This is a genomic window from Pedobacter sp. MR2016-24 (genome assembly GCF_026239655.1).
In the GTDB taxonomy this organism is placed as follows: domain Bacteria; phylum Bacteroidota; class Bacteroidia; order Sphingobacteriales; family Sphingobacteriaceae; genus Pedobacter.
Map to the genome: position 1 here is coordinate 381,799 of NZ_JAPIVO010000008.1, position 21,942 is coordinate 403,740.

Sequence of the window (21,942 nt, forward strand, 5' to 3'; positions counted from 1 at the left end):
AAATTATACAACCACCCTCCCAAAATAATTTAACCTAACCATAATGTTACGTTAAAATCCAATCAACTTACAAGCTGTTTCTTCGCATAAAATTTTAACACCTCCACTCACCACTAATTAACCTCTATGCATAAAAGAAAAAGTCACGACATCTATTAAATCAATTTAGCTTAACAAAGCAATCGCTCAAAATTATTTATTCAACCAACATTTATGTATAATAAATCTACTTTTTTCAATCTCAAAAATAGCTGTGTATTAACCATGCTATTTCTGGCCGTGCAAACCGGGCAGGCTATAACAAGACCAAAGGGGAATCTAAAACTGGATTCTAAATTATATGCTGCTTCCTTTCAGCAACAAACAATAAGAGGTAAGATCCTTGATGAGGCTGGCCTTCCGTTACCAGGTGCATCTGTTAAAGAAGCTGGTACGGCAAACATAGCCATGACCGATAATAAAGGTGAATTTAAAATCACCGTGGCTAAAGGCAGTAAACTGGAAATCTCTTTTATAGGTTATAAAAGAAAAACTGTCATCGCAGATAACACAGTACTTACCATCACTATGGAAGCTGAAGATAACAGCCTTGGTGAGGTAATGGTAGTGGGTTACGGTAAACAAGCTAAAAAAGACATTACAGGTTCAGTAACGCAACTTGAAGCCTCAAATTTCAGACAGGGCGTTGGCGTTTCAGCAGATAACCTGCTGCAAGGTAAGGTTGCCGGTGTAAGAGTTGTAGGTGCAAGCGGTGAGCCGGGCGGCGGTGTTGACGTATCCATCAGGGGTGTAGGTTCCATCAGAAGTGGAAGTACCCCTTTATTTGTTGTTGACGGGGTGCCGCTGACGAACGATGATGTGAGTCCGGCAGGACAGAACGTAGGCTTCGGTAATGCGAGAGCAAAAAACCCATTGAACTTCCTGAATACAAGTGATATTGAATCGATGACCATACTGAAGGATGCTTCTGCTGCTGCTATATATGGCTCACGCGGATCTAACGGGGTAGTGATCGTGACCACTAAAAAAGGAAAAAAAGGAGATGCATCATTCACGGCAGATTCCTATATCGGACTATCCACAGTAGCACATAAACTGGATTTATTATCCGCAGACGAATATAGAAAAGCGATTAAAGATCCGGCTTTTGACCATGGTGGAAATACAGACTGGCAGGACGTGATTTACAGAAAAGCGATGACCAGAAACAATGCCTTCTCTTTCTCTAAACAAACCAATACAGGTAACTACTATGCTTCTGCATCCCAGATGGATCAGGAAGGTATCATCAAAAACAGTAACTTCAGAAGAACCACTGCAAGAGTGAATGGTACAGAATCATTCCTTGACGATCAGCGTTTGAAAATTGGCATTAACCTGACAGCCAGCGAAACAAAAGATGACGGTGTACCTACCAGCGATGATGGTGGCTCAAATGGTCAGCTGATTGTGCATACCCTGATGGCTAACCCCACCAGAAACGTATTTGATGAAAATGGTAATTATACCAATTTCAAAATGAATGCCCACTACAACCCTGCCTATTTGCAGAGCATTTATAGTGATAAAACCCGTACTACAAGAATTCTGGCAAATACGGATATATCCTTCAGAATTTTTAAAGGTTTAGAATATAAAATGAACCTGGGTATTGACCGTTCTGTGGCCGAAAGAAATACAACGATCTATAAAAACCTGACCGACCTGAACCCGAACGGTAAATACGTTCAGTTTAACCTGGATTCGAAAAGTACTATATTAGAGCATTACCTGACGTATAACTTGTTACAGGATAAACACAAGGTTGAAGTGTTGGGTGGTTTCTCCTATCAGAAATTTGAAAGAGGTGGTAACAGCTTCAGTATTGACGGGATCAATAGGGAAAACGGCATAGCCCCGGAAAATAACCCTGCATTCTCAGGCACCCAGAGTGGCGTCAGCGGATTTGCGCAGATCAACGAATTACAATCTTATTTTGGTAGAGTAAACTACTCATTCGATAACAAATACCTGTTAACCGCATCATTACGTGCTGATGGTTCAACAAGATTTGGCACCAACAATAAATATGGTTACTTCCCGTCATTCGCTTTAGGATGGAACATTGCACAGGAAGACTTCTTACAGAAAATACCCGCTATCAGCGAACTGAAACTGAGGGCAAGCTGGGGTGAAACCGGGAACCAGGAAGTAGAGAACAAATTGACCAAATCCAGTTATTCGCTTTCACCAGCAGACGGTTATTACCTGTATGACAATTTAAACCTCGTCAACGGAGTCTCTGTAAACAGAACAGCAAATCCCAATTTGAAATGGGAAGTAGTTACGCAATATAACGTAGGTTTAGACTTTGCGTTACTAAAGGGAAAAGTATATGGTACATTAGATTATTTCAATAAAACCACTACCGATGCACTTTTACGTATCCCTTCACAACCATTAGACCCAACATCATTTGTGTGGGCAAATGTTAGCGGTAAGATTATCAACAAAGGTCTTGAGTTTATGATAGGTACTACAATCATGGACAAAGGTGACTTCAAATGGTCGGCCGATGTAAATGGTGCTACCCTGAAAAACGTCATTAAAGGTCTTCCCGTTTCAGAAATTCTGTCTGGTACGATATCGGGCCCCGGACAGTCAGGCGTATTAGCGAATATCTATAAAAACGGATATGCTGCAGGTTCATTTTACTTGTTAGAGCATATTGGTTTTGATGAAAAAGGTGCCAACAAGTTTAAAGACTTCAATAATGATGGCGTAATTGACAATAAAGATCGCCAGATCTTTCAGGGTGCGATCCCAAAGTTCACCGCTGGTCTAAACAGTCAGATGAGCTATAAAGCATTTGATTTCTCTTTCTCGATTATCGGGCAGAGCGGCGGATACCTGCTGAACAATACTGGTCTGAACTCATTGAATATTAACAATCTTGCCTCCGACAGGAACGTAGCAACAGGTTATTATGAATCAGGAGCTAATCCTTCCAACTCACCTATATTGTCTACCCTATTCTTAGAAAAGTCGGACTTCCTTAGATTAAACACTGCACGTATTGGTTATAACTTTAAACTACCAAGTTTAAAATGGCTGCAGAACTTAAATCTTTATGTATCAGGTCAGAATCTGGTAACCATAACTAACTACACAGGATACGATCCATTGATTAACAGTCCTAAATCTAACGATGGTAACCAGTCTTTAGGTATTGACTACGCAAGTTACCCATCTGCAAAAACATTCATTTTTGGCGCAATTTTAAAATTATAATAATGAAAACGAACAAAATATATAAAGTAAGAAACGTCCTGTTTTTATTTACTTTTCTAACCATTACCAGCTGTACTAAATTAAATGAGGTGGTATTGGATCAGGTGGTAGGCGAAAATACGGCCAGCCCTGAAGGTGCGCTGGCAGCAGCTTATGATCGTTTGGGAGACGGTACTTTTGTAGACAACGGGGGCATGCTGGCTATGCAGGAATACACCAGTGATATTGCCATACTGCCTACAAGAGGTAGCGACTGGGGTGATGGCGGAAAATGGCGTGCCATGCATGAGTTTACCTGGGCTCCGGATAATGCGGTGATTGTGAGCAACTGGGATATGTTAACCAATGGGGTCACCAGATCACTGACAGCTGTAAAAACGATCAGTGCCAGCAGCGTTGCGCAAAAAAACCTATTATTAGCAGAAGCAAAAGGATTACTAGCCTTTTACACTTATACTACGCTTGATCTATTTGGTCAGGCCCCCTACCGTAACCCGGCTGATAACAGCGCACCGCTGGAGATTTTACAAGCAGGTGCTGCCATTGACGGCCTGATTACTACAGTAGAAGGACTGATCCCGGATCTTGCTGCGCTCGGTACACAATCTACACATAATGGCAGATTTACAAAAGAAGCAGCCTATGCGCTACTAGCACAGATGTATCTGAACCGCGCAGTTTTCAAGGACCGTTACAATGCCTCTTCAAGCTTTAACTTTACAGAAGGTGCAGTTGGCGGAAATGGTACTGACATGGATAAGGTAATTGCCTATACCTCTTTACTGATCAATAATGCCCGGTTTAAACTGGAAAGCAATTACTTCAATAACTTTTCCATCAAAAATTCTGGTGGTTCGGAGCTGATCTTTGTTGTAGTTCAAAAAATAGATTACCTCCGCAATGGCGATAATGACCTTGCGTATGTATCCATGGAGCGTAACCAGAGAGCATCACAGGCAAACAGGGGTACCAATGCTGCTTGTATAACTCCGGAATTTTATAACAGCTGGGATGGTAATCATGACGACCCGAGGTTCCAGAGACATTATCAATATGCCGATGGCACCTGGTTTATGAATGATGGAACGGATGTAAGTGTACCAGCTACAAGTCTTGTTACAGGAACTGCTTATCCATGGTTTCACTTTAACATGGGTATCCAGGTTGGTCAGCAATACGGCCCTGTATTAACTACAGCAGGTCCCCTGGAAATGGTGGGTAACAGGATTAAAGTATCCAAGCTCGTTTGCGAAAAAAGCACCTCTACGCCGATGGACTTTACACCGTTATTGAATTTCGATAATCCTTCACAGGCGGTACTTGCACAAAATCAGATTAACCGTGGGGCACGTTGTTTCAAATTCGAATTCGACCCGGAAGAAGGTAATGGAACAAGCAATGTAGATATTCCTTTATTCCGTTTAGGTGGTATTTATACCATGAGAGCTGAAGCTTACCTGCGATCTGGTAATACCAGTGCAGCACTTGCTGATGTGAATACGCTGCGTACCAGCAGAACCCGTGAGGCACTTTATGGTAATGCACCTGGCGTGGCACTGACTACAATCAATGCTGCTATTCTGTACAAAGAAATTGGTTTCGAGATGTACTGGGAAATGTGGAGAAGACCTCAGATGATCCGTTTCGGTAAGTTTGACCTGGCTTCGCCCCTATCTGCTAAACCGGCATCACAGCCGTTCAGAAGGATTTTCCCTATCCCTCAGACTACAATTGATGTAGCTAAGGCGATTACCCAGAATATGGGTTACTAATAGCGGATTGATTTAAATTTATAGTATAAATGATGAACCCGTATCTTTTGATGCGGGTTCTTTGTATTTTTATACCGTAAAACCTGCTACAGGTAATTCACGTGTATTGTACCTAATCGACCGAAGCAATGTATTTAGAGCACACTGTCCCCAAGACCAACGGAAAAGTATATTTTATATATGATGAGCAAACGCTGGGAATCCGTTTCAAGGAAAACACCGAAAAGGAACAGCTGCTTTCTATTGCGTTGAATACCGGACCAGCACAAACGATAACAGTGAACGGGCAGAATTATACCTTTCCTTCATGGAACCTTATACCCCTGGTTTCGAATCAGGTTTTTAGCTTTGAGCATCCCGAATCGATCACCATATGGCAGTACAACAGGGATTTCTACTGCCTGATTGATAACAACCCGGTCATCAGCTGCATGGGATTTTTGTTCTTTGGATTTTCGGGCAATCTATTTATTCCCCTCGAGCAGACCGATCGCCCCAAGCTGGAAAGCCTTCAGGAAATGTTTATAGAAGAATTTGAGGCAAGTGACAATATCAAAACCGACATGTTGCAGATGCTGCTGAAACGCCTCATCATTATCACTACAAGACTTGCTAAAAACCAGGTTACCGATTTACAGCATCCGGAAGATGAAAAATTCGACCTGATCCGCGCATTCAATGTATTGGTATACCATCATTATAAAACAAATCATAGCGTGAAGTTCTATGCAGATTTGCTTCATAAGTCGCCCAAAACCCTATCTAACCTCTTCTTGCAATACAAGTATAAATCTCCTTCAATAATTATTCAGGAACGTATCATCAGTGAAGCGAAAAGACTTTTCTGTTATAGTGACAAATCTGCCAAAGAGGTTGCTTTTGAACTCGGTTTTGAGGACGCAGCACATTTCAGCCGCTTTTTCAAGAACCATACCAGGCAGAATCCTTCAGATTTCAGGAAACACCACAACACTGAAGTTCAGTCACACTAAACCCTTCCTTAAAATCAAAATTGGATCATGACTGAGCATAACAGATATCTGGAGCGCTGCCAGCAACTTGCAGCAATTGCCGCCGCAGCAGGTGAATCTGCTGTAGGAAGCGTAGTGGTCCTTGACGGTAAGATTATTGGCGAGGGTTCGGAAAAAAGCAGGCAGATGAAAGATGTGACCCGCCATGCTGAGGTTGTCGCTATCCTCGATGCGGTCGAAAAATATGGCCATTGCAGAGGATCAATACTTTACTCTAATGTGGAACCCTGTATTCTTTGTTCCTACGTGGTGCGCCATCACCAGATTTCAAAAGTAGTTTTCAGTAAATTATGCGGAGAACTCGGTGGAACGAATCCGGCATTTAATATCCTGACTACAGATCAGATCAGCGTATGGACAAAAGCGCCATTGATTGAAATTATTAAATGATAACTCCTCGAAAGGAAATTACATAAATAATCCATTCCGGCTTAAATCGGCAAGTCTTCGGGAAGGATATCCATTTTTACCCAGCCTGCGCTTACGCAACTTTGTATTGTCAATTAGGACAAATAAAAAACAATACAATGAAAACTCAAAGCAGAATAATAAGCGGTACAGCAAAAGCTCTTGTTGCTGGTTTATTTTTAGCAACAGCTGGTGTATCTACTGTAAATGCTCAGGTAGCAGACTATGCTACAGACCCGCACTTAACACCTGAAGTGAGAACCTTCCTGAAAGCTATCCACGGTGGTCCGGGTATCGAAACCCTCTCTACCGCGAATGCAAGAAAAGTATTGGAAGATGCCCAGGCCAGTGTAAAATTCGACTATTCCGCAGTAAGCGAATCGGAAAAAACCATCACTCTGGATGAGGAAACTGTCAAACTCGACATTATGCGTCCAAAAGGAGTCAAAGGTGTACTTCCTGTATTTATCTTTATTCACGGCGGTGGCTGGATACTCGGAGACTATCCTACACACAGAAGAATGGTCAGAGATCTGGTAATCGGATCAGGTGCAGTGGGCGTATTTGTAAATTATACCCGTACCCCGGAAGCTCCATTTCCTAAAGCGATCAACGAATCCTATGCTGCAACCAAATGGGTAGCGAAAAATGGTGCTGAAATTGGGGTTGATGGCAAAAGGCTGGCAGTGATCGGTAATAGTGCAGGTGGCAACATTGCAGCAGTAGTATCGATTATGGCTAAGGAACGTAAAGGTCCGGAAATTAAAACTGCTATCCTGATGTGGCCGACTGTTGATACCGATTTCAGTACTGATTCTTTCAAAGCATTTGGTGCAGACCGCTTCCTGACTATTCCTTTTATGGAACAGCTATATGACTTGTATGTTCCTGACCATTCGAAAAGAAAAGATATTCATGTTTCTCCGCTGCTTGCCACTGTAGAACAACTTAAAGGTCTGCCACCAACTCTGATTCAGGTTGCTGAAAATGATGTATTGCGTGATGAGGGTGAGGCTTATGGACGTAAATTACTGGAAGCCGGAGTAAAGGCAACAACCGTAAGATATAACGGAGTGATTCATGACTTTGGTTTATTGAACCCACTGGCAGAAATCCAGCAGACTAAAGACCTCTTCATCCAGGCTTCTGCACAACTTAAACAATACCTGAAATAGAAAATATAAGCGCCAGCCTCCTCCATTCAAACCAGGCTGACGCTTTCAATTTAAAACCAGATTGTCATGAAAATTACAAGACTATCATGGGCAGGCCTGCTACTGGAAAGCCCTTCAACCACCCTCTATATAGACCCCCTACAAAACGTAGAAAATATGGCACCCTTTCTTGGTCTGCCTAAGTTCGGGCGCTCTGCAGGGAATCAGTATCCAGAGATTAAAAGATGCTGAAACAATAAATCTGTAAGAATTGCAATTTTAAATTAAGGCTCAAAATCATTATTTGGGCAAAATCGTCAAGCATATGGGAATAATATCCATTTCTTTCGATCAATATCATCGGCACCTTTGCTACACAATAAAAAACAACAATTAAATTAAAATCAAATGAAAACAATCAAATTTATAGCTCTGTCGCTATTGATGCTATGGGCTACAGCTGGTACATACGCGCAGAATTCTGAAAAACCAACTATCATATTTGTACATGGTATCTGGGCAGATGGTTCTTCGTGGAACAGTCAGATTTTGGATCTGCAGGCGAAAGGCTATCCGGTGATCTCGGTACAGAACCCAATCACATCTCTAGCTGACGATGTTGCCGCAACAAAAAGAGCCATTAGCCAGGCTAAAGGAAAAGTAATTCTTGTAGGCCATTCCTGGGGTGGATTTGTGATTACCCAAGCCGGAAATGACCCAAAGGTTGCCGGACTTGTTTATGTGGCTGCACTGGTACCTGACCTGGGAGAAACATTACCAAGTCTGTCTGCCAAAGGACCAGCTATTACCTTAAGTAATTATTTCGAGCCAACAGGAGGATTTGTCTACATTAGCCAGGAGGGTGTGAAAGCAGTATTTGCTCAAGATTTATCGGCTAAACAGCAGCAGGTAATCTATGCTACACAGACCCCGGCAGCTGAGCAGGTATTTGCTGATAAAAGTGGAGAACCTGCCTGGAAAAATAAAGCCAGCTGGTATATTGTTGCCAAAAGCGATAAATCAATCAGTCCGGATCTGGAAAGAATGATGGCCAAAAGAGCTGGAGCGAAAACTACAGAAATTGAGGCCAGCCATGTAGTCATGATTTCCCATCCTAAAGAAGTGCTCCGTATCATCGAAGAAGCTGCAAATTTTAAAAGCAACTAAATTTATGAAAAATATGAATGTTAAATTCATTATGACCTGGATACTGATCATCCCAACAGTACTGATCCTGATTTATAATGCCTATGTTAAACTCAGTTCCAGCCCCGGAGCAATACAGCTTTTCACAGGACTCGGATTGGAACCTTACGGAAGATTGCTGCTCGGCGCTACCGAGATATTTGCGGCGCTGCTCATTGTATACCCGCCCACTATGAAATATGGCGCTGTATTAGGTGTAATACTGATGTCGGGAGTGATCCTGATTCACCTTACAAAGCTCGGGATTGCACTGGGTGGTGATTATAGCTTTTTTATAATGGGTATCGTCGCTTTCTGCTGCTCTGCCGCACTCATATGGATTAGTTACCGAAAATAGTATAGGGTTAAAAATGATCTGACAATGGAAAGGGCCGCGAGATGCGGCCCTTTTTAGTTCATGGAGAATTACAAGTTTGAGCTTCGGTAGCAAGCAAATTGAGCTTTCTGGAAAAACAAAGTCAATAAATATTACAGACCTTTGTTTCATTATCATAGCAATCATGGAAGAAGAAGAGGCATCTAGTTGTAAACACTCTGGAATAGTACATAGCCAGCAAAGTAAACCTGAATATATTTCCGGACAGGTGAATGAAGAGCATGGCTTATGTTATATTTTAGCAGGGGAATTATCCGTCGCCGAAGCTGCAAGCAGTAAAAGCTATGGTTCCGGTGAACTTATCTTTTTCCGGAAAAATCACTTTGCGAAATTCAGAAAATCACCAGCAAATGGTCAAAACTTTAAATCTATTACTGTTGTGTTTGACACTGCGATGCTCAAAGCCTTTAGCGCAGACAAGCCTGTTGCGCCGGGATTTCTTCCCAAGGTAACAGCCGCAGTTATACCGCTAAACGGCGAGCTGACGCTGATGCAACACTATTTTCAGAGCTTGTTTTATTACTTCGACACAGCACTTCCGCAGGGGCTGATGGAACTTAAGGTTAGGGAAGCATTGATGCTCTTGCTGCAAATCGACCCGGCGCTTAAAAATATACTTTTTGATTTTGGACAGCCCGGAAAAATTAACCTTGAGGCTTTTATGCACCAGCATTTCAGGTTCAATGTGGAGACGAACAAACTGGCTTATCTGTCCGGGCGGAGTCTGGCAAGTTTTAAAAGGGATTTCACAAAGACCTTTGGTAGTACACCGCGCCGGTGGTTACATAAACGTCGTTTAGAGGAAGCTTACTTTCAAATCAAAGAGCATCACCGGCGACCATCCGAGGTCTATCATGAAGTAGGCTTTGAAACAATCTCCCACTTTTCTGCTTCATTTAAACAGCACTTTGGCATAAATCCATCAGCCCTAAACTAAACCCATCAGGAAATAACCTATTAATTAAAAACAAGATGAAAAAAACAATCTTTATCACCGGAGCTTCCTCCGGTATCGGAAAAGCTACGTCCCTATTTTTCGTTCAGCAGGGCTGGAACGTGATCGCAACTATGCGAAGTCCGGAAAATGAAAAAGAACTTTCGGGCTCTCCCGATATATTGCTGCTTAAAGCAGACGTAAATGATACCAGTTCTGTACTGGATGCAATGACAACAGGTATTGCCAGGTTCGGACAAATTGATGTATTACTCAACAATGCAGGTTATGGTCAGCAGGGAATATTTGAAGCGGTGACTCCGGAAAAAATCAGACAGCAATTTGAGGTTAACGTATTCGGACTCATGGAGACCACCAGGGCCATCCTGCCTCATTTTAGAAAAAGAAAAACGGGAACAATCATTAACATCACTTCTGGTGCAGGAAGGGTGACAGTACCCTTGGTGAGTATCTATGCGGCATCAAAATTCGCGGTAGAAGGATTTTCTGAAGCTCTTTCATATGAATTGGAATCCCAGCATATCAAAGTTAAAATTATAGAACCTGGCTATATCTCTACACCCTTTTATGATAGAGCGAAGGCAGACTATGCTTTCGATCCCCAATTAGAAGATTACAGTAAATTCCAACTGGAGATGAATGATCTTTTCTCTTCGTTTGGCGCAATGGATACAGCCAGTCCACAGGATGTTGCAGAGACCATATTTGAGGCAGCAACTGACGACACCCATCAGCTCAGATATGTAATTGGTCCTGATTTACAGCCAATGATCAACCTTCGTAACAGCAGTTCTGATCAGGATTATATAGATGCAATGCGTGGTCAGTTTATGCCGGAGGCGTTTGGGAAATGATAATGAGTTGTATAAGATTATGGTAAAACTCTGTTATGATCATTTTACGTTTATATTGGGCGACTCTCTAATGCAGCACCTAAATAACTGATAGTGTGACGGGTGTGTATTAACAGGTCTTTGATAGGTCCTTAACAGGTCGTAGACAGGTCAAAAGACCTGTTAAGGACTTATTAAATTCTTATGACTGACTTGTTAATACAAACCCATTAGACTATCGATTCAAACTTCATTCTAAATGATTTCAAAATTCCCGAGGAACCAATAAACTTCTGCCTCGGTTTTCTTTGTGCATCAATAGCATTAGTCTGTTTAAATTTCAATAAGAAGTATTCAAAATATACAACATAAAAATGGAAAATGTTGTAGTAAATGTCCAAGGAAGGTATATAAGAAAAACTCTTACAGGTGATCATGAGATCGGACCGTAAAACTTCAGTGCAAAACATTAGTATACACTCACCGGAATGCCTATCTAGATCTTTCGACAGCACTTTCCAGCTCTGCCATAAATTCATCAGCATCTTTTTTAGACCTGATCACTGTAGCTAAACTATCTTGACGACTAGAAGCTGAACCAGAAGATATAATATGCCCCTTATGACTACTGGCCATCTTTTTTTACTCATCGATCTTATGTTGAATTCTTTGATTCATAATACAAATATTATGAAATTGTTAGGCTAGTACAAAAACAATCATCTGATTATGAATCTATAATACCGGTAAAGATCATGTCTGGTACGATCATGATTAAATGTCTCCGGCTTTGGCTGTTTGATAAAATAGCCATGTTCGTCCTGTTCATAAGTATTGTCCCTGGAGATCCGGACATACGAATCTACGCCTATGGCAATGAAGAAATCATCAAGATATTCTTTATTAGCCTTAAACATCAAATGGTACAAGTTGCAGGACTGTCGCCAGAGCCCCGCTAACCTAAATTAAGTAATATGAGATAAAAAATGTGGTGTAGCTTGCATCAAGAATCTATCCCATCTGACTCGATTGATCAATTTGCTCATCAATGGTCAATGCATTCTTAGTATACATAAACCCCAATTATGATTGGTAAAAAGCTGTAAAAACAAAAGACACGCCCTGGTACGCTGTTCTTAAGGGTAGCGTGGCGGGTACTGTTAGTACAACAGTAAGAATTATTCTGATCTCTGTACAGCGCAAGAAATAACAAATAACGTTATAAAGCACAAAAGCCTTCCAATTTACATTGAAAGGCTTTAAACAAAGTGGAGAATACCGGATTCGAACCGGTCACCTCTTGCCTGCCAGGCAAGCGCTCTAGCCAAATGAGCTAATCCCCCGTGGGTGGCAAAAGTAATTAAATTTGACTGTGATGCAAATTATATTTTAAATATAAGCAGTGAGAATCCCTGGTGACTGACTGTAGACAAAAATTAATGAACACATTGTTCTGCCTTAGCTCAGCCACAGCGGAACCATAAGAATCCAACTAGTAGATTTCTTATGGCTCCGCTATGGGTCGTCTATGGCCTCATTATGGGTTCATTCAAAGCCAACCCCTATTCTACTATAGCTTCTTCCACTTGTGTGGTATAGCTCTTATTTCCATTTCGCGCATCAAAATCTCTTGCATGACCCGATGCTAAATCATAGTAATAAGCATAAAGATCTTTCACTTTTAACGTATCTGAACTGCTATAAAGTGGATGTTCTGCGGGAAGAACAATAGTAATATCCTGTTCCTGATCTGCCCTTTTAAGTGCTTCTGCCATGTACATCGCAAAGAAGTATTCCGTTTTCACACTGCAGGAAATTGACCAGGGAAGATATTTCTCCGTATAGTTCCATCCTTTTTCCTGATCTGTATAAAAAAGGTATACGATCAGGGCAGCTATAGAGGTGATCAGCGAAGTATCATACTCCCGCTCATGTAACTCTTCCTCTGCTTTATTAAAGAGCTCTGCTGCTTTTTCTACCTCGCCATTTTTAATCGCATGGTAACACAAATGACAAACCGTGATTACCGGTACATGGGCACAGGTAAACTGTTTCGCCAATAAAGGCTGTGCTTTTTCCCATCCCGCGTTAAAGTCACCCGTATTGAGCAGGTATGTCACTTCAGCATCCATTTCGCAGGCACGGCAATCACTCAAAGCATCAATGGGCAAAGCGTTTACCTGATCCAAACTGGCTTTACTTTTTTCCTGCTCTTTCTGATCCAGGGCTTCTGCCAGTAATTTTGAATAGTAAGAGCGCAGACCGTAACCCTGTTCAGTAACCCTGCGTTTATAATCTTGCAATATACTCTCTATTTGTTCTGCAGGAACTTCCGGGTTGGCATACAACTCATCTATGATCCATTTATACTTCCAGAGCAGATCTTCAGCATCATAACTTTCAGGATCTGCATCATGTGCATTGACCATCCAGCTGAAAGCATTCACAAATTCGCCTCTGTCTGCCAGTCCCCATTCTTTTTCCATCAGATCTTCCCGAAGTTCGTAGCCCAGTTCTGTATCATTGTTGGCATCAGCAATCTGGATAGCTTGTATCAGTAGTTTTACAGCATCTTTTGGATGTAAATCTTCCTGCGATGCTTTATTCAACAGCTTTTGTATTTCTAAAGTATATCTCATCTGGATTATATATTGATAAAATTCTCCATCCCGGTAATCACCAGGTTATGGAGTGCTTCGTTAAATAAATTCATTTCTTTGTCGTTTACCGGGTATTTGCCCAGCATCAATGCCTGCACGTACAGAATCTGTATAATAGACGGAAATACGAAAGGATCGGTAATCTCTGCCATTCTTTTCACGAGCTTATTATCTGCATTGAAACACAATACCGGTAAGTCTGCTTTCTTTTTCTTCGCGAACGCACCTAAGGTGGCTGCCAGTGGATTGGTGGAAGAGACCTGCTGTGTGCCTCCCGTGGTGGTTTCCTCTTGTGATACGACATAAATAGCCGGGGTATCTTCGGGACTGAATCTTTTGAGGCTGTAAGTACAGTTCAGTGGTTGCAGAACTGCTGCTACGCGAAGGCCAAATGCAGTTAAGGTCTCATCACCGGAGGTATCTACAGCATGAAAAGTATTCAGGAGATTACCAGGCGAAGTCTTTTCGATCTTCAATGTAGCATCCAGCCGCTGTATCTTGGTCAGGATTTCTTCTTCAAAAGTATAAGCCGCATTGATAATGAGGATGCCCTGCGAACCGGCAATACGCTGTACCTGCTTAAAGTCGTCAATATTAGGCGTATAATAAATGACAGGTTCCAGTTCCCGAATATTCCTGAAAGTGCGCATCCCTTTGTTGGTCTCAAAGGGAAGATCATTGATAAAAACCTGGAGCAGTTCATTGTCTTCTGCGGCTATCGCTTTGAGATGCAGGTAATGCACATTGATCAGCTTCTGGTAAATGGACTTGTCTATAATACCGATCGATTTCAGGTAATCTTTGATGGCAGCACCGATTTCTTTTTTTGCCTGTTTGAGCTCGCTGTTGTACACAAGAGATTCCCTGGACGCAGTTGCATCAAGACCGTCTGTATTGAGCACACAACGGATAAAAAATGCCCATTTGGGCAACAGTCTGCTGTCACTCTCGCTCAGGAACATCCTTTTTAGATAAGTTTTATGCTTCTGGATATTGGTAAACTGTGTTTTATAGGGAAGAATATAAGCCACCCCCTTTACTTTACCTGCTTCAGTTTGAATAGGAAAAACATCCAGAAAACTGGTATTGAAAGTTTTCCTGCCATACTCCAGCAGCTCTGCTTTGGTAGCGGATGGATTTAGCCAGATACTGCCTGAAGCATTGATTTGCTCTGCTGTGCCTGCATGGTGCAGGTAGATAGGTATGGGCAATGCTTCACCGTAATGCATCAGGTTTTTACGGAAAACTACAGGATCAAAAAGATGTTTGTACTCTTCTTTCGGCGAGAGAATCACTTTAGAACCTATTGGACGCTCTTCTGTAAGTGTAGTAATCTGGTAAGTACCATCTGCTTTACCTGTCCAGCGAAAAGCTTTATCGCTCAAAGCAGAACGCGATTCCACAATGATTTCATTGCTCACCACAAAACAGGATAAAAGCCCGATGCCGAACTTACCGATATAATCTTTCGCTTCAAAAGCATTGCGTTTGGAACTTTCGCCAATCACAGCCAGAAACTGATGTATTTCATCCTCTTTTAAGCCGATACCATTATCCTCGAAGATCATGCTGGAATTTTCTGCATCCGGCAGGTAAACCTGGATAGCTCCTTCATGTGCCTCATTGATCGTTTTAAAAGCGGTAACTGCATCCGTACCGTTCTGCAAAAGTTCCCTTACAAAGGTATTCGGGTCACTATACAGGTGTTCAGATAAAAGAGAGATCATCCCCTTCAGGTTCACCTGAAAAAGATATTGCTGATTATCTTCCATCTTACTTGCCCTGTTTTCTGCCTGTCAACTTCATTGCCTGCTCGTGTCCATTATCCGCAGCCCTTTCAAACCAGTGCATTGCTGTTTCTTCACTTTCCTCTACCCCGTCCTCCATCAGGTAACAATTACCCAGTTCAAACTGCGCCGTTGCATAGTCTTCCTCGGCCGCTTTAACCAGCCATTCAAGTCCTTCTTCTTTGTTCATCGTAGTTCCTTTGCCTTTCATCAGCATAGAGCCTGTATAGTACTGCGCGGCCACATGTTCCTCCCGGGCAGCATCATGGAACCAGTTAAATGCCTGCTCATCGTTCGCTTTTACACCATTTCCTTCAAGGTAAGAGCGACCGGTATGGTATTTCGCCGCTACGCTACCCTGATGGGCAGCCATCTCATAAAATTTAAATGCTTCCCCGGCATTCTCCTCCACGCCTATGCCATATTCATAACACAGTCCTAAACCTTCCCGTACAACGCCATCTTCCTGCGCTTCATGATAATAGGCAAAAGCTTTTTCTGCTTCGTCGCGCTCATCATAATCATACATGTAATAATCTCCAAGCTCAACTTTAGCCTGGGCAAAACCTGCTTCAGCTGCTTTTTCCAGCCAGTAGATGGCTTTCTCTGTATCTCTCGTGATTAAGCCATGCATGTAGTACACGCCAAGTTTGTATTGTCCGTAATAATAGTTCAGTTCTGCTGCCTGCTGCATATAATTAAATGCTTTATCAGCATCAAAGGCAACGCCATATTCGTATTCATAGCATAAACCTAATTCTACCATTGCTTTCGGATTACCAGCTTCCGCCGCGATAGTATAATTTTCCAGTGCTTTATCCGGGTTCTCGGCAACGCCGATACCAAACCTGTAGCAGCGTCCGACCTCATAATTGGCATTCGTATCTCCCAGTTCAGCTCCTTTAATGTATAATTCAAATGCAGCTTCCGGATCTGGCTGTTCATTATGATATCCATTTTCCAGATAAGTAGCTGCCATACGCATCGCGAAGGGATAATTCAGTTCCGCAGCGGCGCTGAATAAGTCGAACGCTTTCTGATAATCTTTTTCTAAGGTATCATCTTCATACATAAAAGCCAGTTCAGTGATGGAGAAAGGAGAATTCATTGCTGCGCCTTTCTGATAGTAATCAACGGCTTTTTCTATATCCGGCTCACCTGCCAATCCATATCGGTAAATTCGTCCAACACTATCTATAGCTCTGGGAAACTGTGAATCCGCAGCGCGAAGGAAATAAGTTAAAGCAGTAGGCACATCTGGTTCAGTAGCCACCAGTACGCCTGCTTCATAAAAGTCTCCGAGTTTGTTAAGCGCATAGGCCGCACCATCTGCTGCTGCCTGCTGAAAGAGTGCAATAGCTTCCTCTTCATTCTTTTCGTAGATATTACCTTCCAGCTGCAGTTCTGCTTTTTCAATCAGTGCATGCAGCGATTTATTCCTCACCGCTTCATCGAGATAATGCATTCCCAGTTCGTGGTCTTCATAAGCAGGTACAAAAAGATAAATCAGTGCCAGGCGGTAAGACGCAAAAGCATTATTATATAGATAACCGAATTGAAACCAGTGAATAGCCTGGTCATAAGCTCCCGCTTCTTCAGTCTCCGGTAAGTGATTATATCCGAGAAAATTTGCAGCATCAATGGTACCTCTTTCAAATGCTTCCTTCCACATGGCGAAAGCTTCCTGTTTCTCTGCTTCATTTTGTGCTGCTGCATGTTTCATCGAACCCAGACGGAAAAGGGCATAGTCTGAATGGTGCGTATCATATACAAATTGATAAGCAGCTTTCGCTGCCTCCAGATCTTCTATGGCGTCAAAGTAATTTGCTTCGAAGACCAGTACACTTTTAATTTCTTCTGGCCCCGCTGTTGCTTTTAACTCCTGCAGCAAAGCAGGCAGGTTAGCATTTTCACCTTTATTGAGCAGTATGAGTCCGCGGTAAAGCTTAGTCCATACATTGTCTGCGCTATCCAGTAATTGTTCTGCGCGCACTTCATCTTTATCATACTCAATCCCGAAATACAGAAAATAGGCTTTGACGGCAACGCCAAGCGGCACGTTTTGTTCTTCTGCTTTATCCAGGTAAGCTTTTACTTTTGCTGAACTTTTATATCCTCTTCTGGCATCTCTGTATTGAAAAGCAATTTGTGTATTGATTACCGGGAAATGAACAGCGAGTTTCTCCAGTACATGGATTAAAGTAAGGAAGTAAAATGCGTAATCTTCCTCAATCAAATAAACACTTGCTTTTACATCAAATCCGATGGTAACCAATTGCTTGTACAAGTCGTATACTTCCACCTGATTAGCCGGCAGCTGATCTGCAGCCAAATCCAGTAAGGCCAGGCCTCTGAACCAGGTTTCACTATCAGACAGGTCTTTTGTTAATATGTTTTTGATTTCCAGATCGATAGAATTTCCGCTCTGTTTAAAAGTGTCTACAAAGACAGGGTAAGTAAGCTTAAGACTCATTTGCTATTACGTTTAAAATGAAGATTTTTATTTCTTTGGTATAACAATATTAACGTGATAACATGTAGTTTGTTTTGTAAAAGGAGATATTTGAAGCTGTAATTTTTCCGTAACACAGCATTCTGTTTCGTATTTCCGCTTAATGTTTAAACAAAGTTAAAGATAGAGAAAAAGCAGAATTTAAACAGTCACCTGAATGTGGCATATGGAGTCTCTTGAAGTTCTGTTACAATAAGCGATGTTTAATATTTATAGCTGTTGCCCGAGTTATCAAGTAGTACAGCTAGATAGACTAACAGATAATATCGCTTCCATTGATAAACATTAATGTTAAGGTTTGACAATACTAAAGTCTATAATAGGGGGTGGTACCAGCACCAATCTAACATTATCAGTTCTGTAGCTTTTATCTGGCAATACTTCAGTAATGAAAATGTTGTATTTGTCCGGAATTCCTTTTCCTTCATTATAGAGGATTTCGGCCAACTCTTTCCAGGAAACAAAATTAAAATTAGGCTTATGTTTAGATTTTACTACTTTGGTTTTATTAATGTTATAAGTAAAAGTAGTATATCGGTCAAATGGTGAAATACATTTACATAGATAGGTGAAATAATGCATAGGCCCTTCGCTACCCATCTCAAGAAATTTATTCTCAGGAACAACGTTTATGGTATCTGCCAGAATAAACAGATCACTTTTCTTCGTCTGTGCAGTTGTATTACTGTCTATAAGTAAAAAAAGGAATGATACTACTATCAATGTATATGCTTTCATTGGATTTATATCAGATAACGACGGATATATTGTATCGTTACGATTAAGGTTTAATTATAGTAAAATCTATAACAGGAGGCGAACTAAGCATTAGTTTCACATTATCTGTTCTATAGCTCTTATCTGGCAAAGCCTCGGTAATAAAAATATTGTATTTTTTGGGAACTTCTCTTCCTTCCCTATACAGAATCTCTGATAGGTCTTTCCAAGAAACATATTTGTAACCTGGCTTGGTCTTGGAAACGACAACCTTAGTTTTATCAGTAATATATCCGAAAGTAGTATAAGTATCGTATGGGGGGATACATTTGCAAAGAAAGGTAAAATACCGACCTGGTCCCTCGCTTCCCATTTCAAAAAACTTATTTTCTGAACCAACACCTATGGTATCTGCCAGAATAAACAGATCACTTTTCTTCGTCTGTGCATGAGACTTACTATTAATAAATAGTGCAATTACCAACAGAGCAATAATTTTCGGAATCTTCATGGCGTCTTAAGTTAAGGACAAGTGTTTGGCAATCTATCTGGAGATATTGCCTTTGTATGTTTTAGTTTTAAGCTATTTATCTGGATGGCACTAAAGCCAAACTTAGCTAATAAAGTGCTAAAAAGTTAAAAAAAATTAACAGAGACCGGATCTGGAAATAATCCCGTCTCTGTTATTACTCCTTCTTATACATTAGCTATGAAAGGGGCCTGCCTGATGTAGGTTCCCTTATCAAGCTGTTCAATCATGAAACAAGCTAAATCTGTAGCACTGATATGTTCTCCGGGACAATCGATCAGACTGACAGCCATTGCTGACCGCTCATCAGTCTGTCCGATTAAGGGGAGGCGAACCAGGGTCCAGTCGACATCACTCTTCATTAACAGATCCAGCTCCACCTGCTTATCTGCTGTGGTTAGCGGATAGTTGGCTTTCATCCAGGCAGTACCAGCTGCTACAACCGGATTCTTCTGATCTGCGGGAGTATCGACATTTAAACCTGTAGCGACAATATAGCGCCTGACGCCAAACTCCTGCATGGCCTGCAATACATTGATTGTAGCCTGACTAAAGATAGTGGGTTCTCCTACAGGCTGACCAATCGTGCTCAGCACTGCAACACAATCCTCGATGAGATTCCTGACTGGCTCGTAATACCTTGCATCACCTTTCACCAGTTCTATCAGCGGATCTTTGATTGGAAAATTTTCAGGATTTCTGAGCAGGAGTTTGATTTGAAAACCTTGTTTGCGTAATTGTTTAACGAGGTATTTACCCGCTTTGCCTGTACCGCCGAGAACAGCGATTTTTATCTTTTGTTGCATAATAATCTTTATAAATTTGATACATAATTCTTCATTCAATAACCAGGTGGCTATCGAAGGCGCAATACCATTTTGTTATTGCGAAAAGGGCTGTAATATTTTATAAAGAGATTTTAATGCGTTAAATTTATAAAATAAAAATGCTCGCAGGCTATAAAGCCGGTTTTATTTGTGCTTTTTATTTGACTGCCTCAATTCTGAACCAATCATACTCTGCAGAACCTGAATCATTTGTTGCTGTATCTCTAACGGCAAACAGCCCTACTTTAGCACCAATCCATTGCCCGGCGGTCGACTGAAAAGGATTCCCTGTTTTGATAAAGGTTATACCATCAAGACTATAGCTGAACTGGCATTCCGCTCCCGAAGTGACTGTCACACGCAAATAAATAGTTGAAGTATTGAGTTTGGTTACAATGGTTTCACTCTCTGCTTTGCCTTTATCTGCATCACTCCCGACAGCACTAAAGAGACATAGACCGTTCTTCTTGTTCTTAATACCAATACTGGCATAACTTCTACCCATGACAACTAAACCTGCACGTTCATTTTCCAGCTTCATGTTAGGCTTAAACTCCAGCTTAGTTGTTGCCATGAATACCTCTGCAGGGAACTTCTGCATCAGGATATTGGGCAGATCCCAAAGATTTTTGCCCTCATCCGGCATTTTAGCAGTATAGAGTTTCAATACTCCTTTTGCTGCATTGGTAAATGCCCAGGTAGCCTGGGGATTGGCCTGCCATTGCCACTGGCGACCTAAAATATTGTCATTAAACTCATCACTTTCCTGAGGGGTCTGAACTGGGTATACCTTGCCTGTATTCGGTTTTTTGTAAGTCAGTACCGGCTCCCCCTTCCCATCATTATCTGTATCTGTGCCAATTACCGGCCAGTTGTTCACCCACTTCATCGGCTGCAGGTGAACTACGCGACCATAAGCATCTTTATCCTGAAAATGCAGAAACCAGTCCTCCCCGCTTTTAGTATCGACCCATGCACCCTGATGCGGACCATTAACATTACTTTTTCCCTGATCCATCACTACTTTCCTCTCATAAGGACCGTATATATTTTTGCTTCTCAGCACCAGCTGCCATCCCGTGGAAACTCCTCCCGCCGGAGCAAACACATAATAATAGCCATTACGCTTATAAAATTTAGGGCCTTCAATTGTTGGATCCAGCTCATGTCCGTCGTACACAATATTTCCTTCATCCGTGGCTTTGGTTCCTTCGCTGTTTAACTTCATCACCGCAACCACACTCTTGATACCCGCCCTACTCCCTGCATAAGCATAAGCTAAATAAGCCTGTCCGTCTTCATCCCACAAAGGGCAGGGATCAATAAGTCCTTTTCCGGCTTTCACTAAAGTCGGTGCCGACCACTTACTGGTTACGGTTTTAGCTCTGGTGACATAAATACCGAAATCAGGATCAGGATAATAAATATAGAATTCGCCATTATGGTAACGGATTGCCGGAGCCCAGACACCATTGCCATGCTGCACTGTAGAGAAATGCTCAAAGGGCGGCTGTTTAATTAACGCATGTGCAAGAATAGTCCAGTTGACCAGATCCCTCGAATGCAAGATAGGTAGACCGGGGATGCCATCAAAACTGGATGCAATCATATAATAGTCATCCCCCACACGGATCGCATCGGGATCAGAATAATCTGCATTCAAAACAGGATTTTTATAAGTGCCGTTCCCCTGATCAGCTACCCATACCTTGGAAACGTAGGGAGCCGGACTGGTTTTTTGTGCCATTGTAGTAAATACAGGCAAACTGAATAACACTATTGATAAAATAGATTTCATCTGTTCTTTGTTTATATTGGTATAACCCGGAGTACAGGTCTTCAGCAAGATTAATTGATTTTTAAACATAAAACAAAATATTATCATGCAATCGTTCCCGGCAGCGT

At 41.7% G+C, this 21,942-nt stretch carries 17 protein-coding genes and 1 tRNA gene; 10 read left to right on the forward strand and 8 right to left on the reverse strand.

Features of this window, described 5'->3' with window-relative positions:
- Positions 1-213: 213 nt before the first annotated feature.
- The 10 genes from OQX62_RS22310 to OQX62_RS22355 all read left to right on the forward strand — a co-directional run bounded on the left by OQX62_RS22310 (position 214) and on the right by OQX62_RS22355 (position 11,026).
- Entirely contained in the window at positions 214-3,270 is a 3,057-nt protein-coding gene (locus OQX62_RS22310) for a SusC/RagA family TonB-linked outer membrane protein (protein WP_265833879.1), read from the forward strand.
- Positions 3,271-3,272: 2 nt separating this feature from the next.
- Positions 3,273-5,042 (forward strand): RagB/SusD family nutrient uptake outer membrane protein, encoded by a 1,770-nt coding sequence (locus OQX62_RS22315; RefSeq protein ID WP_265833880.1) that lies wholly within the window; start codon positions 3,273-3,275, stop codon positions 5,040-5,042.
- A gap of 128 nt (positions 5,043-5,170) precedes the next feature.
- The gene (locus OQX62_RS22320) at positions 5,171-6,034 is read left to right on the forward strand and encodes a helix-turn-helix domain-containing protein (protein WP_265833881.1); all 864 of its coding nucleotides are present in this window, start codon (positions 5,171-5,173) and stop codon (positions 6,032-6,034) included.
- 27 nt (positions 6,035-6,061) lie between these two features.
- Positions 6,062-6,463: a deaminase gene (locus tag OQX62_RS22325; RefSeq protein WP_265833882.1), complete on the forward strand. Its 402-nt coding sequence runs from the start codon at positions 6,062-6,064 to the stop codon at positions 6,461-6,463.
- A gap of 137 nt (positions 6,464-6,600) precedes the next feature.
- Positions 6,601-7,656 carry an alpha/beta hydrolase gene (locus tag OQX62_RS22330; RefSeq protein WP_265833883.1) on the forward strand — a complete coding sequence of 352 codons (1,056 nt, stop codon included), beginning with the start codon at positions 6,601-6,603 and terminating at the stop codon, positions 7,654-7,656.
- 66 nt (positions 7,657-7,722) lie between these two features.
- On the forward strand, positions 7,723-7,887 hold the full coding sequence (locus tag OQX62_RS22335) for a hypothetical protein (RefSeq protein ID WP_265833884.1): 165 nt from the start codon (positions 7,723-7,725) through the stop codon (positions 7,885-7,887).
- A 156-nt stretch (positions 7,888-8,043) separates the two neighbouring features.
- Positions 8,044-8,802, forward strand: a complete 759-nt coding sequence (locus OQX62_RS22340) for an alpha/beta hydrolase (RefSeq protein ID WP_265833885.1) — start codon at positions 8,044-8,046, stop codon at positions 8,800-8,802.
- 4 nt (positions 8,803-8,806) lie between these two features.
- Positions 8,807-9,178, forward strand: a complete 372-nt coding sequence (locus tag OQX62_RS22345; protein ID WP_265833886.1) for a DoxX family protein — start codon at positions 8,807-8,809, stop codon at positions 9,176-9,178.
- Positions 9,179-9,341: 163 nt separating this feature from the next.
- On the forward strand, positions 9,342-10,154 hold the full coding sequence (locus OQX62_RS22350; RefSeq protein ID WP_265833887.1) for a helix-turn-helix domain-containing protein: 813 nt from the start codon (positions 9,342-9,344) through the stop codon (positions 10,152-10,154).
- A gap of 35 nt (positions 10,155-10,189) precedes the next feature.
- The gene (locus OQX62_RS22355) at positions 10,190-11,026 is read left to right on the forward strand and encodes an SDR family oxidoreductase (protein WP_265833888.1); all 837 of its coding nucleotides are present in this window, start codon (positions 10,190-10,192) and stop codon (positions 11,024-11,026) included.
- Positions 11,027-12,274: 1,248 nt separating this feature from the next.
- Here OQX62_RS22355 and OQX62_RS22360 read toward each other — a convergent pair.
- The 8 genes from OQX62_RS22360 to OQX62_RS22395 all read right to left on the reverse strand — a co-directional run bounded on the left by OQX62_RS22360 (position 12,275) and on the right by OQX62_RS22395 (position 21,835).
- Positions 12,275-12,348 (reverse strand) — tRNA-Ala (locus OQX62_RS22360).
- Positions 12,349-12,567: 219 nt separating this feature from the next.
- Positions 12,568-13,644 carry a hypothetical protein gene (locus tag OQX62_RS22365; RefSeq protein ID WP_265833889.1) on the reverse strand — a complete coding sequence of 359 codons (1,077 nt, stop codon included), beginning with the start codon at positions 13,642-13,644 and terminating at the stop codon, positions 12,568-12,570.
- A gap of 5 nt (positions 13,645-13,649) precedes the next feature.
- Complete coding sequence (locus OQX62_RS22370; RefSeq protein WP_265833890.1) at positions 13,650-15,437, reverse strand: HSP90 family protein; 1,788 nt, start codon at positions 15,435-15,437, stop codon at positions 13,650-13,652.
- Between the two features lies 1 nt (position 15,438).
- Positions 15,439-17,925 carry a tetratricopeptide repeat protein gene (locus OQX62_RS22375; RefSeq protein ID WP_265833891.1) on the reverse strand — a complete coding sequence of 829 codons (2,487 nt, stop codon included), beginning with the start codon at positions 17,923-17,925 and terminating at the stop codon, positions 15,439-15,441.
- Between the two features lie 330 nt (positions 17,926-18,255).
- A complete protein-coding gene (locus OQX62_RS22380) occupies positions 18,256-18,702 on the reverse strand; it encodes a hypothetical protein (RefSeq protein WP_265833892.1) in 447 nt (148 codons plus the stop codon).
- 43 nt (positions 18,703-18,745) lie between these two features.
- Complete coding sequence (locus tag OQX62_RS22385; protein ID WP_265833893.1) at positions 18,746-19,192, reverse strand: hypothetical protein; 447 nt, start codon at positions 19,190-19,192, stop codon at positions 18,746-18,748.
- 185 nt (positions 19,193-19,377) lie between these two features.
- A complete protein-coding gene (locus tag OQX62_RS22390) occupies positions 19,378-20,016 on the reverse strand; it encodes an NAD(P)-dependent oxidoreductase (RefSeq protein ID WP_265833894.1) in 639 nt (212 codons plus the stop codon).
- 178 nt (positions 20,017-20,194) lie between these two features.
- On the reverse strand, positions 20,195-21,835 hold the full coding sequence (locus OQX62_RS22395; RefSeq protein WP_416276595.1) for a glycoside hydrolase 43 family protein: 1,641 nt from the start codon (positions 21,833-21,835) through the stop codon (positions 20,195-20,197).
- Positions 21,836-21,942 lie beyond the last annotated feature (107 nt).

Excerpts from the sequence above, each read along its gene's own strand:
- OQX62_RS22310 (WP_265833879.1), top strand. The coding sequence starts at position 214 with ATGTATAATAAATCTACTTTTTTCAATCTCAAAAATAGCTGTGTATTA.
- OQX62_RS22315 (WP_265833880.1), top strand. The coding sequence starts at position 3,273 with ATGAAAACGAACAAAATATATAAAGTAAGAAACGTCCTGTTTTTATTT.
- OQX62_RS22320 (WP_265833881.1), top strand. The coding sequence starts at position 5,171 with ATGTATTTAGAGCACACTGTCCCCAAGACCAACGGAAAAGTATATTTT.
- OQX62_RS22325 (WP_265833882.1), top strand. The coding sequence starts at position 6,062 with ATGACTGAGCATAACAGATATCTGGAGCGCTGCCAGCAACTTGCAGCA.
- OQX62_RS22330 (WP_265833883.1), top strand. The coding sequence starts at position 6,601 with ATGAAAACTCAAAGCAGAATAATAAGCGGTACAGCAAAAGCTCTTGTT.
- OQX62_RS22335 (WP_265833884.1), top strand. The coding sequence starts at position 7,723 with ATGAAAATTACAAGACTATCATGGGCAGGCCTGCTACTGGAAAGCCCT.
- OQX62_RS22340 (WP_265833885.1), top strand. The coding sequence starts at position 8,044 with ATGAAAACAATCAAATTTATAGCTCTGTCGCTATTGATGCTATGGGCT.
- OQX62_RS22345 (WP_265833886.1), top strand. The coding sequence starts at position 8,807 with ATGAAAAATATGAATGTTAAATTCATTATGACCTGGATACTGATCATC.
- OQX62_RS22350 (WP_265833887.1), top strand. The coding sequence starts at position 9,342 with ATGGAAGAAGAAGAGGCATCTAGTTGTAAACACTCTGGAATAGTACAT.
- OQX62_RS22355 (WP_265833888.1), top strand. The coding sequence starts at position 10,190 with ATGAAAAAAACAATCTTTATCACCGGAGCTTCCTCCGGTATCGGAAAA.
- OQX62_RS22365 (WP_265833889.1), bottom strand. The coding sequence starts at position 13,644 with ATGAGATATACTTTAGAAATACAAAAGCTGTTGAATAAAGCATCGCAG.
- OQX62_RS22370 (WP_265833890.1), bottom strand. The coding sequence starts at position 15,437 with ATGGAAGATAATCAGCAATATCTTTTTCAGGTGAACCTGAAGGGGATG.
- OQX62_RS22375 (WP_265833891.1), bottom strand. The coding sequence starts at position 17,925 with ATGAGTCTTAAGCTTACTTACCCTGTCTTTGTAGACACTTTTAAACAG.
- OQX62_RS22380 (WP_265833892.1), bottom strand. The coding sequence starts at position 18,702 with ATGAAAGCATATACATTGATAGTAGTATCATTCCTTTTTTTACTTATA.
- OQX62_RS22385 (WP_265833893.1), bottom strand. The coding sequence starts at position 19,192 with ATGAAGATTCCGAAAATTATTGCTCTGTTGGTAATTGCACTATTTATT.
- OQX62_RS22390 (WP_265833894.1), bottom strand. The coding sequence starts at position 20,016 with ATGCAACAAAAGATAAAAATCGCTGTTCTCGGCGGTACAGGCAAAGCG.
- OQX62_RS22395 (WP_416276595.1), bottom strand. The coding sequence starts at position 21,835 with ATGAAATCTATTTTATCAATAGTGTTATTCAGTTTGCCTGTATTTACT.